Origin of the sequence: Flavobacterium sp. Leaf82, from assembly GCF_001422725.1 — a bacterium.
GTDB lineage: Bacteria > Bacteroidota > Bacteroidia > Flavobacteriales > Flavobacteriaceae > Flavobacterium.
In genome coordinates this window covers 133,150-149,730 of the sequence record NZ_LMMA01000012.1, presented here as the reverse complement: position 1 = coordinate 149,730, position 16,581 = coordinate 133,150, and the positions used below count along the sequence as shown (strand labels likewise).

The window sequence follows — 16,581 nt, the reverse complement described above, 5'->3', positions numbered from 1 at the left end:
TTAAAAAAATGACACATCAGGAAATATCTCATTATCGTATTGTTTCTCAAAAACTCAATAAAACAAGCCAAAATTCTCCACAAGAAATTGTTCGGCATTTGGGTGCCATGCAGGCTCAGGATTATACAATGGCGAAATGGGCAATTGGTTCACGTTGCGATTCGACCGAAAAAGAAATTGAAGAGGCTGTAAATTCAGCAAAAATTATCAGAACTCATATTCTTAGACCAACCTGGCATTTTGTAGCTGCTGAAGATATTTATTGGATGTTGGAACTCTCTGCACCACAAGTCAAAAGATTCACCACTTCGTCGGCTAGTAAATATGGATTTGATGCTAAGAAATTAGATCAGGCAAATTCTGTAATCGAAAAGATATTAAGCGGAAATAATCATTTGACCCGCGATGAAATTATGCAGGAACTTAATATCAAGAAAACTTCAAGCGAAGATTTTTTGAGTGCCGCAATTATGATGAATGCAGAACTTGACGGCTTTGTTTGTAATGGCAAAATGAAAGGCAAACAAATTACTTATGCTTTATTGGAAGAACGGGTTTCTAAACCAAAATCTAAACTAACAAAAGAAGAAGCTCTGGCAAAATTAGCCTTACGTTATTTTGAAAGTCATGGTCCGGCAACATTACTTGATTTTTCGTGGTGGTCGGGTTTTTCGCCAACAATCTGTAAATCTATCATTAATGCAATTGAGTTGCAAATGACTTCGGTTGAAATAAACAGCCAAACATATTGGCTTGTTAATCAATCAACTAACAGTAATTCAAATCATAAAAGTGTACACTTTCTTCCCGCTTTTGATGAAATTTTAATCTCTTATAAATCTCGTGAAGCTTCAATTCTTTTAGAACATCAATCTAAAGCTTTTACCAATAATGGCATTTTTAAACCGATTATTCTTGAAGATTCAAAAGTAATTGGAACCTGGAAAAGAACAATTAAAAAGGATGTTGCAAAAATAGAAACACAATTTTTTAATGAAACAGAAACTTCAAAAAAAGAGATTTTGTTTGAAGGAATAAAAGCTTTCGAAAACTATCTGGAAACCAAAATCATTATCGAATAAATTGATTTTTCATTAAATCATTAGGTTTTATAATAAATACTTGATGTTTCAACTATAAAATCTTTATGCATATTATTGCTAAATAATTACATTTACAAAAAATTAGCATTATGGTATTAAGTAGATTTTGGTTAACGATTTTTATTTCTTCAATTATTTTTATTGTAGTCAGTTTATTTACTGCCAACACTTATACCATTGATTCAGTCATAAATGGAAAGAAGGATGATCCTATCTTAGTTTCTGAAAAATACATCGACGAACTTCCTGCTTTTATCAAAGACAGTATTAAAAAAGCACCGGATCAAAGCATGATTATCAATCGTGACACTCTAAATGCCGATACTACTTATGTTTATAAAAACAAAACTGTAAAAATTTTCAGTGGTCTTCAAAAATCCGATGGTTTATTGCCAACTTGCAAGAGTACTCTGGTCGATTTAATATTACCACTTATTGCTTATTTAGCTTTTTTCTGCGGATTAATGGAACTTTTAATAGTTTCAGGAGCATCTGGAAAATTAGCTAAAGTATTGAGTCCGGTATTTGTAAAGGTATTTCCAAGTATTCCTGAAAATCATCCTTCGATATCATACATGACTTTAAACTTTGCTGCTAATTTCCTTGGGTTAGATTCGGCTGCAACTCCATTTGGATTAAAAGCCATGGAAAGTTTACAGGAAATAAATCCTGACAAAGACAAAGCGAGTGATGCTCAAATCATGTTTATGTGCCTTCATGCTTCTGGTCTGACTTTAATTGCGACTTCGATTATTGGTTATCGCGCTGCTGCAAACGCAAGTAATCCTGCTGATGTAATGCTGCCATGTATCATTACGTCTTTCATAGGAACAATTGCAGCTTTTTTAATTGTGGGTATCAAACAAAAAATCAATTTTAAAAGCGCTTCTCTTCTCATCGTCTTAATGGGATTAATCGCTGCAATTGTTGGGTTATTGATGTATGTGAATCACTTGGATCTAATTGGTAAAAATTACTTTACCTCTAACCTTTCCGGATTAATATTAATTGGAATCATTGCTTTTACTTTGATTTTTGCCTTTAAAAACGAAAAGAAATTTATAGATGCAAATACGACTCCTTTCGACACGTTTGTAGTTGGAGCTAATAACGGACTTAAAACGGGTGTTACTATTTTTCCTTATGTATTGGGAATGTTAGTCGCTATTTCGTTATTTAGAAATAGTGGTTTATTTGAAATTATCAGTAACGGAATCGCTTTTGTTTTCTCGAATATGGGAGTAAGCAAAGAAATAACAAACGCATTGCCTGTAGCGATGCTTCGTCCATTTAGTTCTGCAGGTTCCCGAGGATTTTTAATTGATTCGATGAACACGTTTGGTGCAGATTCTTTAACGGCAAGATTAAGCAGTATTTTTCAATGTAGTGCCGAAAGTACTTTTTATGTAATTGCGGTTTATTTTGGTTCTGTTAATATCAAAAATACCCGTTACGCATTAGGCACAATGCTTTTGGTGGATCTAATTTGTGTGATTACGGCGATCTTTGTGGCGACTTGGTTTTTTTAATAATTTAAACCATTCGATCAGACTGGACTGAAGTCCAGCCCTACAATATAGAGCGAGCCGATGGCTCTTTATTTAGAGTTCTGCAGGAATGGATTATTTTGTAGGGCCGGATTTTAATCCGGTTTAATAGAAAATCGATTGCATGGTTTTTTTATAGTTTCGAAGGAACGAACTATATTGTAGGGCCGGATTTTAATCTGCTTTAAAATAGAAAATTGAGTACATAGTTTTTATAGTTTCGAAGGAACGAACTATATTGTAGGGCCGGATTTTAATCCGGTTTAAAATAGAAAATCGAGTATATGGCTTTTTTATAGTTCCGAAGGAACGAATTATATTGTAGGGCCGGATTTTAATCCGGTTTAAACGTTAGAATAAATGATTTTTTGTAAGAATATTTTGTATTATTGAAATGAAATTTAAATCGTTGTAAATAAATATAAAATGTCAAATACCTTTCATCAAGTATATATTCAGGCAGTTTTTGCCGTAAAATATAGAGAAGCGCTTATCACTAATGAATGTAAATCTAAAATATTAAGTGTAATTGGAAATTTAATAAATGAAACAGGTTGCAAAACCATTATAGTAAATGGCGTCGAAGATCATGTTCATTGTCTTTTAAGTCTTAAACCAACTATTTCTGTTTCGGAATTAATGAAAATTGTAAAAGGGAAATCGTCAAAATTTATAAATGATCATCACCTAACAACACATAAATTTGCATGGCAGGAAGGTTACGGAGTTTTCTCTTATAGTAAACCCCACATTGATGCTGTTTATAAATATATTGCTAATCAAGAAGAGCATCACAAAAAACAAAATTTCAAAGATGAATATTCATCTTTTTTAGATAAATACAATGTCAAATTTGATAAAAAATGTTTATTTGAAAATTTAATATAATTATATTTAAACCCGGTTTATTTGAACTGAAGTCCAGCCCTACAATATGGGTCGAGCCGATGGCTCTTTATTTAAAGTTCCGAAGGAATGATTTATATTGTAAGGCTGGACTTCAGTCCAGTTGAACACAAAAACAATAATACCACAATTCATGAAACCACAATACCTTTTTATTCTATGCCTTTTAATTGGTTGCCAAAAACCAAAACCAGTAAATCAACTAGTTGACAAACTTCCGGAAAGTAAAAAAGAAGTGATTGCGGAAAAAGACAATTTCTTAAAAACAGATACGATTTCTATTTCTGATTATGGAGAAACATCGAAGGATAATTATATTCTGGCTCATCTTTTAGATCAAAAAGCAGACAAAGACAGTATTGTAACGGCAAAATACCAACTTGATTTTTATCAGAATAAAACTAAAACTACTTCTTCAAAAATCACTATTGAAGGTGTTGATAAGGGATCAGAATGGTCTGCTATCTACGGATTAGGAACTGAAAGCGCCAAAAGTTCTCCTTTTATTCAAATAAGTTTTGGATATCCGGCTTGCGGTTACAATCAAAGCCATTATTTGTATTATTTTAAAAATAACGAAACACAATTGGTTTACGATTGGTATACGATGTCTGACAGCGGCTGGGGAAGTTGGGTCGAATTTGAAAACCCTGTAAAAGCAAATGCTGAATCGTTCTATTGCAAAACAGTTTCTTTTGAACCTGATGATAACGACGAAAACATGGGCACGGTAAAACACTCCGATTCAATGGTGTTTCGCTTAAGCGGAAATCGCTGGAAAAGTCAATTACTTTCTGCAAAAGACAAGACGTACTTCGAGAAAAAAATGAGTTTTGATGACTTTCACAAACAAGAATAAAACACCATAAAAACAAGGCTTATTCAAATTCTTTCTTAGGTAAATAATTTCTAACTTTGTCAAAAACAAAACAATGATTGATTTTATATACCAAGACCCTTATCCTATTTTAAAGGATGAAACGCAGTACCGCAAAATTACTTCTGATTTTGTGAAAGTTGAAAAATTTGGAGACCGTGAAGTTTTAACCGTTGATCCAAAGGGATTAGAATTATTGGCAGAAGAAGCTTTGACAGATGTTTCATTCATGCTAAGAACTACACATTTGCAAAAACTTCGTAAAATTCTTGACGATCCTGAAGCAACAGACAACGATCGTTTTGTGGCTTATAATCTATTACAAAATGCTTCGGTCGCTGCCGAAGGTCAATTACCAAGTTGCCAGGATACAGGAACGGCAATTGTAATGGCAAAAAAAGGGGAAAGCATCTTTACAGGTGTTGATGATGCTGAATGGTTGAGCAGAGGAATCTTTAATACGTACCAAAAACGTAATTTACGCTACTCACAAATTGTTCCAATTTCGATGTTTGAAGAAAAAAATTCAGGATCAAATCTTCCGGCGCAAATTGATATTTATGCTAAAAAAGGAACTTCATACGAGTTTCTATTCATGGCAAAAGGCGGAGGATCAGCAAATAAGACTTATTTATATCAACAAACAAAATCATTATTGAATGAAAAATCTATGGATGCTTTCATTCGAACAAAAATAAAGGATTTAGGAACTTCGGCTTGCCCGCCCTATCACTTGGCTCTAGTAATTGGAGGAACTTCTGCGGAAGCGAATTTAAGCGCTGTAAAAAAAGCATCAGCAGGATATTATGACCATTTGCCTACTTCAGGAAACATTTCTGGTCAGGCTTTTCGTGATATCGAATGGGAAGCGAAAGTGCAGCAAATTTGTCAGGAAAGTGCTATTGGCGCTCAGTTTGGTGGAAAATACTTTACACATGATGTTCGTGTAATTCGTTTGCCTCGTCACGCGGCTTCTTGTCCGGTTGGATTGGGAGTTTCTTGTTCTGCCGATAGAAACATTAAAGGAAAAATTAATAAAGACGGAATTTTTGTTGAGCAATTAGAAGTTAATCCAAAGCAATTTTTACCAGAAACAGCTCCACATTTAGAAGCTCCTGTAGAAATTGATCTTGATATGCCAATGGCTGATATCTTGGCTAAACTGACTCAATATCCAATAAAAACTCGTTTAAAACTAAACGGAACTGTAATTGTAGCCCGTGATATTGCGCACGCAAAAATCATGGAATTACTAGAAGCTGGTAAACCAATGCCGGAATATTTTAAAAATCACCCGGTTTATTATGCAGGACCTGCGAAAACTCCGGAAGGAATGGCTTCAGGAAGTTTTGGACCTACAACTGCAGGACGTATGGATGTTTATGTGGATGAATTCCAGAAACATGGCGGAAGTATGATTATGCTGGCAAAAGGAAATCGTACCAAGCAAGTAACTGATGCTTGTAATAAATATGGCGGATTCTACTTAGGCTCTATTGGAGGTCCGGCAGCAATTTTAGCTCAGGATAACATCCTAAAAGTTGAAGTTGTTGATTTTGAAGAATTAGGAATGGAAGCGGTTCGTAAAATTACCGTTAAGGATTTCCCTGCTTTTATTATTACTGATGATAAAGGAAATGATTTTTTTGAAAATTTATAATTTTTTTTTAGCTATTAAGGTGCTGAGTTACTAAGTTTTTTTTCATACAAAAACCGCCTATTTTGGGCGGTTTTATTATTTATTTACTTTGCAAACCTTCCGTAGATCCTTTGCGAACTTTGCGGTTAAGCTTTTTACGCGACTTCTTTTTCAAAAGCTATAAAATGTGTCAATTGTCCTTTTAGGTTAAAAACAGGAGCTCCATTAATTTTGCATTTATAGGTTCGACCGTCTTTTCTGTAATTTTGGATTGTTTTTTCAAAAGGAACTTGCAATTTGATTGCTTCTCTTATCTCTTTTAAAACAGTTTTTGAAGTTTTAGGACCTTGAAATATTTTTGGTGTTTTTCCCAATACTTCAACTTCAGAATAACCGGTCATTCTTTTTATTCCGTTTGAGGCAAAAACAATTTTTAACTCAAGATCTGTAACCAAAATAACTTCGTCTTTAATTCGCTCTTCTATTTCGAGATTTTTCTCGTTCCAGGTATATTGATTCGAAATCTTATTTACTCGCTTTAAATCGGCAAAAACGGCTTTCAGTTCATTTAAATATTCATAATGAAAATCCCATGCAAGGATTGGAACTGAATTACGATGTGAAACATCATCAGAATTAGCTTTTTTCATTTGAAATAATTTAATGTTTTACTCAAAGGTAGAACGAAAATTCATCATAAAATCGATTTTTCGTCTATTTAACGATTGTTTAATCACAATTAAAAAGAGAATTTTAATTGTACAACTACTGCTTTTTTTTCTTCTGTATTTAAATTATTAAGGGAAATTCCGAGTAATCGAACAGAGTCTTTCATACGTTCCTGATACAACAATTCTTCTACTGTTTCGAGAATCAGACTTTTATCTGAAATAAAATAGGGCAAAGTTTTACTGCGGGTTTGTTGCGTAAAATCACTGTATTTAATTTTAAGTGTAACTGTTTTACCGGAGATATTGTGTTTTTTTAATCGTCTTTCTAATGAAGTCGCAATCGTATCCAGTTGCTCAAGCATAAAAATTTCGGATGTTAGATTGACATCAAAAGTATTTTCTGCCGCAACTGATTTGGTGATTCGATGTGATTTTACTTCGCTATTATGAATTCCGCGAACTACATTATAATAGAAAGCACCTGATTTGCCAAAATGTTTTTCGAGAAATTCTACCGATTTACTTTTAAGGTCAATTCCGGTAAAAATTCCTAATTGGTACATTTTTTCTGTGGTTACTTTTCCTACTCCATAAAACTTTCTAATGGGTAATTCTTCTAAAAAAGCTTCGACTTCATCCGGATTTACCGTTTTTTGACCGTTTGGTTTATTGACATCGCTGGCAATCTTGGCAACAAATTTATTGACTGAAATTCCCGCCGAAGCTGAAATTCCCACTTCATTAAAAATTCTTAATCGAATTTCCTCTGCTAACAAACTGGCACTTGGATTTCCTTTTTTATTCTGGGTTACATCCAGATAAGCTTCGTCAAGCGAAAGTGGCTCAACCAAATCAGTATAATCATGAAAAATTTGATGAATTTTATTCGAAATTTCTTTATAGCGATCAAAACGCGGACGTACAAAGATAATCTCAGGGCAATATTTTTTCGCCAAAACGCCACTTATAGCGCTTCGAACACCAAATTTACGAGCTTCGTAACTCGCTGCCGAAACTACTCCTCTATTCTCTGAACCGCCAACAGCAATGGGTTTTCCGCGTAAAGCAGGATTATCCATTTGCTCTACCGAAGCATAAAAAGCATCCATATCAACATGGATTATTTTTCGATATGTAGGCGTATCAGACATTATGCAAATTTAAACAGTAAAAGCAATAAAAAGAGCGTAGTTATAGTTATAAATAGTATCAATTTTTAAAGATTAACAACTAAATGATTCCAAACAAATCATTTTATTTATTTTTGTAGTTACTACCCGAAATATTTAAAAATGCGAACATTTGTTATAGGCGACATACACGGAGGATTACTCGCACTTGAGCAAGTGTTGAAAAGAGCCGAAATTACTACACAAGATACTCTTATATTTTTAGGCGATTATGTTGATGGCTGGAGCCAGTCGGCAGAAGTTATTGATTTTTTAATCGATCTTAAAACCAAACAAAATTGCATTTGCATTAGAGGAAATCATGATCAGCTTGCTTTAGACTGGCTGGAAAACAGACATGAAGATCTTGATGAAGAAATGTGGTACAAACATGGCGGAAAAGCCACTGTTGAAGGATATTCTAAAATCTCTCCTGAAAGAAAAAAGGAACATATTGCGTTTTTTGAATCGCTGAAGGATTATTATCTGGATGACGAAAACCGACTTTTTGTTCATGCCGGATTCACAAACTTAAGCGGTGTAATTTGGGAGTATTTTCCAAAACTGTTTTATTGGGACAGAACGCTCTGGGAAACCGCACTTTCATTAGATCCTCATTTAAAACCTGATGATTTATATTATCCTAAGCGTTTTACTATCTATAAAGAAATTTACATTGGCCACACTCCGGTTACCCGAATAGGAAAAACTGTTCCGGTTCAAAAAGCATGTGTTTGGAACGTAGATACTGGCGCTGCCTTTAGAGGTCCTCTAACGATTATGAATGTCGATACCAAGGAATTCTGGCAAAGTGATCCGTTAAATGAGTTGTATTCTAACGAAAAAGGTAGGAATTAATCTATAAAAAACTATTTTTGCATTTTAAAATAATTAATATTTAAGTTTATGAAAAAGGTAATTACACTTTTGTTTTTAGTATCATTTGGGTTCACGCAGGCTCAACAAGCTTTTAAAGGCAAAGGAGATGTTAAAGTTAACGTTGGTGCTAATCTTCAAGATGGTGGTTCAGGAGTTCAGGGTTCTGTTGATTTTGGTTTAGGAGAAAATTTTTCTTTTGGTTTTGTTGCTAATTACTTATTAGGCGTAGATAACTTTAATGGTTTCTATCACAACAATCCAACTCCTTACACGGACTACAAACCTGATTTTGGCGATCGTTTTGATGCTAAAGCAAGAATTAATGCTAATTTAAGCAGTGTTATTGGCGTAGAGCAACTTGATGTTTACCCTGGTTTAAGTTTGGGATTACATAATTTTGGAGGTCATGTAGGTGGTCGTTACTTCTTTACTGAAGGATTTGGTGTTTTCACAGAAATTGGTTTTCCAATTGCAAAATATGGTAATAATGATGGTGTCTTTGATCATTTAAACAATCAGGCTACTTTTAGCTTAGGAGCTTCATTTAATTTGTAAGCAATTGCTATTTAATCATAAAAAAGCCTCGCAATTAAAATTGCGAGGCTTTTCGTTTTTACTAATTCAAATTGAATTTATTTCTTAGCGAATTTCTTAACGATTCTTTTACTGCCGTTATTTAATTCGATGATATAAACTCCGCTATTTAATCTGCTCACATCGATAGGATTTCCTGAAAGTTCTCCAGTACTAATTTGTTGTCCCAGCGTATTTACTATTCTGAAAGTATATCCGGTATTGTTCAAAAACGAAACATTTAGTTCATCTGCCACAGGATTTGGATATAATGCAAAACTTGACGTTTCTGTAGTTTCAACTAGTCCAGTTACAATTTCTTCAGCAACGATTGCTCCTGAAGCTGTTATGTTTATAGAATAATCTTCGACTTGTCCATAAGAGAAAGCTTCACAAGAGGTTGGAATTGCATTGTATTTCATAGAAACCCTAAGTCTTGTTGTTCCAAGAGTTGCCGTAGCAGGAATTGTTATTGTTCCTGTTGCCGGAGTTGTTGTTGATGTTGCTTTTGTCCAGACTGTTTCGCCTGAATCTGCAAAATCTCCATCTTGGTTATAATCTATAAAAACAGCATATCCTTCACTATAAACAGTAGATGTCCAGCTTGGCGTAATTGTAATTGTATAAGCAGTTCCTATGGCTGCATTGGTAGAAATAGAAGTATAATTTTCATAACCAGTTGTTCCGGTTGATGTATTATTAATAGTTCCAAATACTACTTTACCAATTCTTTCATCTGCAGTACTATTACCCTGAGAAGTACAATATGCTAAACTTGCTGCTGTAGTAGTTACGTTTACGGTGTTGCTTGAAGCAGAAAGGTTTCCGGCAGCATCTTTTGCTTTTACACTAAAAGTATAAGCTGTTAAGGCAGTTAATCCAGTTACGGTATAACTTGTTGTTGTAGACGAACCTTTTAGAGTTGTTCCCTGATATATGTTATATCCTGTAACCGCCACATTATCTGTAGAAGCTATCCAGGTTAAATTAGTTGTTGATCCAGTTGTACCAGAAGCAGCAAGTGAAGCTGGAGCTGTTGGGGCAACTGTATCTGTAGATCCTACGTATGCTGCACCAACACCCACGGCATAAAATGCATTTGTAGTTGCGATAACTTCTGCAGAACCTGCACCGTATAAATCTATTGCAGATTGTATACCTGAAGTTCGCGCATTTGCATAAGTTGAATTTGCAGTTAAATACACACTTTCTAAACGGTAAGCAATTTTTGCTGCTTTATCAATCGTAATACCAGTTACGTTATAAACGCTGCCAATATCATTTGTTCCTGATTTACCAACAGATAAAATATAAAACCAGTGATTTAGAACTCCTGAATTGGTATGCACGCCACATTGATCATTATTGTTTGTAGGCGTACAATTTACATTTACCCAATAAGTTCCTCCGTAAGTGTCCGGTTGTCCTTCAGAATTAGGATCGCTCATAGAACGCAAAGCAAGGTGACCACTTCGTCTTTCGATATCTTCACCAACCAACCAGGTCGATTTTGTTGGCGCAGCACGATATTCTATACAAGCTCCCCATATATCAGAGAAAGCTTCATTCATAGCTCCTGATTCTTTTTGATAAGCTAAGTTGGCTGTATACGTACAAACGGCATGACCTATTTCGTGCCCTGCAACATCCATTGCTGTTAAGATATCAAACCCACCTGTTCCTGTACCGTCACCGTAGGTCATAACACTTCCGTTCCAGAATGCATTATTGTTATTTGGATATCCGGCTGCAACCAGATTATAATGAACATAGCTTCTAATTTTTGCTCCCGCATTGTCAAAACTATTTCTTCCGTGTACTGCTGACCAATAATCATACGTCATTTCAGCGCCCCAATGTGCATCTAATGCTCCATTGTCTTTGTTTGTGTTATTATATTCAGCTGCTGTCCAGTTGTTATCAGCATCTGTGAAATTTGTTGTTGGATAAGTTGCCGTTCTGGCTGAGTTATAAGTCTGAACTCCGTTACCACGAGTTACATCAGACAAAATATACGAAGATCCGCTTAAACTTGTCTGGATAGTTTGAGTTCCGCTGTAACGTGTTGCTGCATTTGCTGCAACAAATACCGAATTAGGACTTTCACTGTTTTTTTGGTTTTTGGCTGTAGCCGAAATTAACCTGCCATGACTATTTTCTCCAAGATGTTTTATAGTAGCGTTATAATACAAAGCTGCCCCTGTTTGAGCATCGATATAAAGATCACCACGACTTAAGGGATTGGTTGCATAAATATCAAATTTATAAGCCAATCGTACTTTATCGCTTTTTCTTGCTTCGCCTTGTTCTTCCATCGCTGGCAGTAAAACCAATTCTCCTTTTGGTTTTTCATAATTCATTGCAGCGGCATCTTCCGGTTTCTCCCATAAATATTCTTTGGCTCCTGTATAAGCAATCGCTTTAGCAAAAGCAGCCTGGCTAGATAATTTAGGCGTTGTTTTTACATTTTCAAGAGCATAAAACTCTCCATTCATTGATGCTAATTTTCCATTTTTTGAATGCAGTGTATAATTAGCAAATTCAACTTTAATACCTTGTTCATACAACTGAAATTTTTCGTGTGTAAAACCCTCTTTATCAGATTCTATTTTAACTTTCGAAAAAGATTGATTGTCTTTTAAACCTAGTTGTTCTTTAAAGACAGTATTATAATCTGTTCCTTTATAAGTAGATTTTTCACTAAAAGTGATTAAACTGGGTTGTCCGTTTTCTGAAACATTTTTCTGACTCACCCTTTTGTCTGTGGTTTGGGCAAATCCTGCTACAGAAAATGTAAGAATAACAACGGTTGATGTCATAATTTTTGGTAATTTTCTTTCCATAATAAATTATTTTGGGTTTGGTTAAAGGATTACAAATAAAATATTTAATGTAAGTAAATACTTTATTTCGAGATAAAAGTATTTTAATTATGTCAGATTATCGATGAAATATGCCGTTAATCGATAAAATACAACATTTTTTATGTTAAATTCACTTTTATTTAACATACCTTGAATAATTCACAAAAAAAGAACCAAAAATTAATTATACTATTGATTTACAACACGATAATTACTTAAAAACAGCTGAGATCCCAATTTTACTGGAAAAAGTGGTTAAAAGATAAATTTAAATTATTCCTACAAAAAAAGCTGACCTAATTAAAAGTCAGCTTAAATTTATTTCTAATTAAAAATTAGAATTATCAAATATCCATTTCCGGAATATCTCCTTCAATTATTAATTCTGCTTCTGTTGATGCAATGATATGCTCGACAGAAACACCTGGCGCACGTTCTAAGAGCTTAAAACCGCCTTTAGTCACTTCGAGAACTGCAAGTTCTGTTACAATCTTTTTAACGCAGCCTACGCCTGTTAAAGGCAAAGTACATTTTTTTAATATTTTAGATTCTCCGGCTTTGTTCACGTGCATCATGGCAACGATGATATTTTCGGCGGAAGCCACCAAATCCATTGCACCTCCCATTCCTTTCACCATTTTGCCCGGAATTTTCCAATTGGCAATATCTCCGTTTTCAGAAACTTCCATTGCTCCTAAAATCGTCAGATCTACTTTTTGACTTCTAATCATTCCAAAGCTAAAAGCCGAATCGAAGAAACTCGCTCCCGGAAGTGTCGTAATGGTTTGCTTTCCTGCATTTATAATATCAGCATCTTCTTCTCCTGCAAAGGGGAAAGGTCCCATTCCCAGAACTCCATTTTCGCTTTGAAATTCAACTGCAATATCTTCTCTGACATAATTCGCAACCAAAGTGGGAATCCCAATGCCAAGATTAACAAAATATCGGTCTTTTACTTCTTTCGCAATTCGTTTTGCGATATCTTCTTTTGTTAACATAAATACAATGTGTCAATTTATTAATGTGTCAATTAGGCAATTAGATAATGCATAACTTTGCACAATCAATTATCTAATTATCACATTTTCTAATTATCTTATTACGCTCTTTGTCTTACTGTTCGCTGTTCAATTCTCTTCTCAAACTTTTCTCCCTGAAAAATGCGTTGTACCATAATTCCCGGAATATGAATTTGATTCGGATCTAATGTTCCAACAGGGACTAATTCTTCGACTTCGGCAATGGTTATTTTTGCAGCACCTGCCATACAGGCATTGAAGTTTCTGGCTGTTCCTTTAAAGATCAAGTTCCCGGCCTCATCACCTTTCCATGCTTTTACAATTGCAAAATCAGCTTTGAACGCTTCTTCCATAATATGCATTTTTCCGTTGAATTCGCGAACTTCTTTTCCTTCTGCAACTTCGGTTCCGTAACCTGCTGGTGTAAAAAAAGCAGGAATTCCGGCTTGTGCTGATCTACATCGTTCTGCTAAGGTTCCTTGTGGCGTTAATTCAACTTCCAGCTCTCCTGAAAGCATCTGACGCTCGAATTCGGCATTTTCGCCAACATAAGAGGAAATCATTTTTTTGATTTGTTTCTTCTGCAAAAGCAATCCCAAACCAAAATCATCAACTCCAGCATTATTAGAAATACAAGTTAAATCATAAATTGGTGTGTTAACTAATGCTGCGATAGTATTTTCAGGGATTCCGCATAATCCAAAACCACCAAACATAATAGTCATTCCGCCTTCAATACCTTTTATGGCTTCCTGAACGTTATTTACTTTTTTTGTAATCATAAGAAATGGTCTTTATTTCTGTATATTTTTGATAAAAATAAGATTTTTAGATTGAATTATAACGATTTCGTAAAAAATAAAAATTACAGTCATCATACATTTTCTTGTGAAGTCTTTTTATAAATTTATTCGATAAATATGCATTAACAATTTACGCATATAATCTTAGAAACAAAAAATCCCTTTGTCTCTTCTTAAGTTAGAAGTATACAAAAGGATTTATATTAAAAAACGAACTTAAAAAATTACAATTCGAATTCGTCTGTATTTTGTTCTGTTGCTGTTGTGTCTTTTACAACTGCCGGTCGACTGTAACAATCTACTTTAATAGACAGATTTGCTGGTCGCTCGAACTCTGATTTAGAAACCTGAAGTCCGGGATCTGCATAACAAAGTTTCATAAAGTAACCCCAGATTGGTAATGCAGCCGTAGCTCCTTGTCCGTAAGTTAAACTTTTAAAACGTGCTGAACGATCTTCACAACCTACCCAAACTCCTGTTACTAAGTTAGGAACCATACCCATAAACCATCCATCAGACTGATTTTGAGTTGTTCCGGTTTTACCAGCAATAGGATTCTTGAACATGTATGGGTAACCTGTCCAGCGATTGTCTCCACTTCCTCCACCTTGAGTACGTAAACGTGCACCTGAACCTGTTTCAGTAACTCCTTCCAACAGTTTAATTACTGCAAATGCAATATCTTTATTTAAAACATCATGAGATTCTGGAATTGGTTCATAAATGACTTCTCCACTTTTATTCTCGATACGACTTAAAAACTGCGGTTTAACATAAACGCCCTGATTGGCAAATGTACTATAAGCCGCCACCATATCTTCAACTGTAATATCTACTGCTCCTAACGCAATAGACGGTTGTGCAGGAATCTCAGTTTTAACTCCTAACTTATGCGTTAATTCCACTACAGCTTCAGGCCCCGTTCTATCAATTAATTTAGCCGAAACTGTATTAATAGAATTAGCCAAACCTTGTTTTAATGTTACCATTCCTCGGTATCTATTATCCGAGTTTTTTGGTTGCCAATCTGCAGTGACGTTGTGACGCCCTTTATGAATCATAAATGGACCGTCTAAAATTGAATCACAAGGAGACATATTTAATTGTTCAATTGCTGTAGCATATAAAAACGGCTTGAAAGTAGAACCTACTTGTCTTGCTCCCTGACCAACGTGATCGTATTGGAAATATTTATAATTGATTCCTCCAACCCACGCTTTAATATTTCCGGTTTGTGGTTCCATTGCCATTAAACCTGATTGTAAGAAGTGTTTGAAATAACGAATAGAATCCATAGGAGTCATTGTTGTATCACGCTCTCCTTTCCAGGTAAATATGCGCATTTTTGTTTTTACTTTGAAAGAAGCGATAATCTCATCTTCACTTTTATCCTGATCTTTCATGATGGCCCAACGTGTAGAATTTTTCATCGCCTGCATCATAAGTTTCTCTGTTTCTGCCTGAGTAATATTTACAAAAGGTGCATTTTTATTGTTTTTCTGCTCAATAAAAAACTGCTGTTGCAGGTTTTTCATATGTTCAGAAACTGCTTCTTCTGCATGCAACTGCATTCTTGAATCGATAGTAGTATAAATTTTCAGACCATCTTTGTAGATATCATAATCAGATCCGTCCGGTTTTTTATTTTCGGCAACCCATTTTTTCATGTAATCACGAAGATATTCTCTAAAATAAGTAGCGGTTCCTTCACGGTGGCTTTCTAATTTAAATTTTAAAGCAATCGGTAAAGCTTGTAATCTCAATTTTTCAGCATCGCTAATCATTTTTGCTTTTTCCATTTGAGAAAGCACCACATTACGACGGTTTTTAACTCCTTCAGGATTACGAACCGGATTGTATAATCCTGAGTTTTTGAACATTCCCACTAAAATAGCAGATTCATCCATGGTTAAGTCCTTTGGATCTTTAGAAAAATAAGTTTGTGCAGCAGAACTTACCCCTACAGAATAGTTTCCAAAATCATAAACGTTGCAATACATCGCCAAAATTTCATTTTTGGTATATTGACGCTCTAGACGAATGGCGATAATCCATTCTTTTATTTTTTGCACAATCCTGAACGGAAGAAACTTAGAACCTTCTCCGTGAAATAATTGCTTCGCTAATTGCTGCGTTAGTGTACTAGCTCCTCCATTCGTACCTAAACTAAAAACTGCTCTTAAAGTTCCGCGTCCGTCGATTCCTGAATGTTCGTAAAAACGAGCATCTTCGGTAGCAACCAAAGCTTCGACTAAACTTTTTGGCAAATCTGAGTACTTAAGTTGTGATCTGTTGGTTTTAAAATATTTACCAATTACTACTCCGTCAGACGAAATAATTTCTGTAGCCAGATTAGAATCCGGGTTTTCTAAATCTTCAAAAGAAGGCATTGATCCGAATAATCCCCATGAGGCAAATAAAAAGAAAGCTAAAACACCTAACAAGGTATAAGCAAAAAATCTCCAAAATTTCTTTTTATAGTAGTTAATATCCTTATTACTATTAGGTTGATTGTTTTTTTTGGTGGCCAT

At 34.8% G+C, this 16,581-nt stretch carries 13 protein-coding genes; 7 read left to right on the top strand and 6 right to left on the bottom strand.

Going from position 1 to position 16,581, the window contains the following annotated elements; genetic code table 11:
- The first annotated feature begins 8 nt into the window (after positions 1 to 8).
- From ASF10_RS09220 to ASF10_RS09200, 5 genes are all read left to right on the top strand, one after another.
- Positions 9 to 1,082: a winged helix DNA-binding domain-containing protein gene (locus ASF10_RS09220; RefSeq protein WP_056248005.1), complete on the top strand. Its 1,074-nt coding sequence runs from the start codon at positions 9 to 11 to the stop codon at positions 1,080 to 1,082.
- Positions 1,083 to 1,192: 110 nt separating this feature from the next.
- Positions 1,193 to 2,632 (top strand): nucleoside recognition domain-containing protein, encoded by a 1,440-nt coding sequence (locus ASF10_RS09215; RefSeq protein WP_056248003.1) that lies wholly within the window; start codon positions 1,193 to 1,195, stop codon positions 2,630 to 2,632.
- Positions 2,633 to 3,076: 444 nt separating this feature from the next.
- Entirely contained in the window at positions 3,077 to 3,538 is a 462-nt protein-coding gene (gene tnpA / locus ASF10_RS09210; protein WP_056248000.1) for an IS200/IS605 family transposase, read from the top strand.
- A 151-nt stretch (positions 3,539 to 3,689) separates the two neighbouring features.
- The gene (locus ASF10_RS09205; RefSeq protein WP_056247995.1) at positions 3,690 to 4,415 is read left to right on the top strand and encodes a hypothetical protein; all 726 of its coding nucleotides are present in this window, start codon (positions 3,690 to 3,692) and stop codon (positions 4,413 to 4,415) included.
- A 73-nt stretch (positions 4,416 to 4,488) separates the two neighbouring features.
- A complete protein-coding gene (locus ASF10_RS09200; protein WP_056247993.1) occupies positions 4,489 to 6,093 on the top strand; it encodes a fumarate hydratase in 1,605 nt (534 codons plus the stop codon).
- A gap of 134 nt (positions 6,094 to 6,227) precedes the next feature.
- On the opposite strand, the gene ASF10_RS09195 is transcribed toward ASF10_RS09200, so the two are convergent.
- A complete protein-coding gene (locus ASF10_RS09195; protein ID WP_056247991.1) occupies positions 6,228 to 6,722 on the bottom strand; it encodes a PAS domain-containing protein in 495 nt (164 codons plus the stop codon).
- Between the two features lie 89 nt (positions 6,723 to 6,811).
- Positions 6,812 to 7,894 carry a DNA polymerase IV gene (dinB, locus tag ASF10_RS09190; protein ID WP_056247989.1) on the bottom strand — a complete coding sequence of 361 codons (1,083 nt, stop codon included), beginning with the start codon at positions 7,892 to 7,894 and terminating at the stop codon, positions 6,812 to 6,814.
- Between the two features lie 141 nt (positions 7,895 to 8,035).
- Here dinB and ASF10_RS09185 point away from each other — a divergent pair, with 141 nt between their 5' ends.
- Together ASF10_RS09185 and ASF10_RS09180 are read left to right on the top strand one after the other, a co-directional pair.
- Positions 8,036 to 8,770, top strand: a complete 735-nt coding sequence (locus tag ASF10_RS09185) for a metallophosphoesterase family protein (RefSeq protein WP_056247987.1) — start codon at positions 8,036 to 8,038, stop codon at positions 8,768 to 8,770.
- A gap of 48 nt (positions 8,771 to 8,818) precedes the next feature.
- Positions 8,819 to 9,346 carry a DUF6646 family protein gene (locus tag ASF10_RS09180; protein ID WP_056247984.1) on the top strand — a complete coding sequence of 176 codons (528 nt, stop codon included), beginning with the start codon at positions 8,819 to 8,821 and terminating at the stop codon, positions 9,344 to 9,346.
- A gap of 77 nt (positions 9,347 to 9,423) precedes the next feature.
- Here ASF10_RS09180 and ASF10_RS09175 read toward each other — a convergent pair whose 3' ends face one another.
- From ASF10_RS09175 to ASF10_RS09160, 4 genes are all read right to left on the bottom strand, one after another.
- The gene (locus ASF10_RS09175; RefSeq protein WP_056247981.1) at positions 9,424 to 12,207 is read right to left on the bottom strand and encodes a M4 family metallopeptidase; all 2,784 of its coding nucleotides are present in this window, start codon (positions 12,205 to 12,207) and stop codon (positions 9,424 to 9,426) included.
- 365 nt (positions 12,208 to 12,572) lie between these two features.
- Complete coding sequence (locus ASF10_RS09170; RefSeq protein WP_056247978.1) at positions 12,573 to 13,226, bottom strand: CoA transferase subunit B; 654 nt, start codon at positions 13,224 to 13,226, stop codon at positions 12,573 to 12,575.
- 101 nt (positions 13,227 to 13,327) lie between these two features.
- Complete coding sequence (locus tag ASF10_RS09165) at positions 13,328 to 14,029, bottom strand: CoA transferase subunit A (protein ID WP_056247975.1); 702 nt, start codon at positions 14,027 to 14,029, stop codon at positions 13,328 to 13,330.
- A 245-nt stretch (positions 14,030 to 14,274) separates the two neighbouring features.
- Positions 14,275 to 16,581: a penicillin-binding protein 1A gene (locus ASF10_RS09160; RefSeq protein ID WP_056247972.1), complete on the bottom strand. Its 2,307-nt coding sequence runs from the start codon at positions 16,579 to 16,581 to the stop codon at positions 14,275 to 14,277.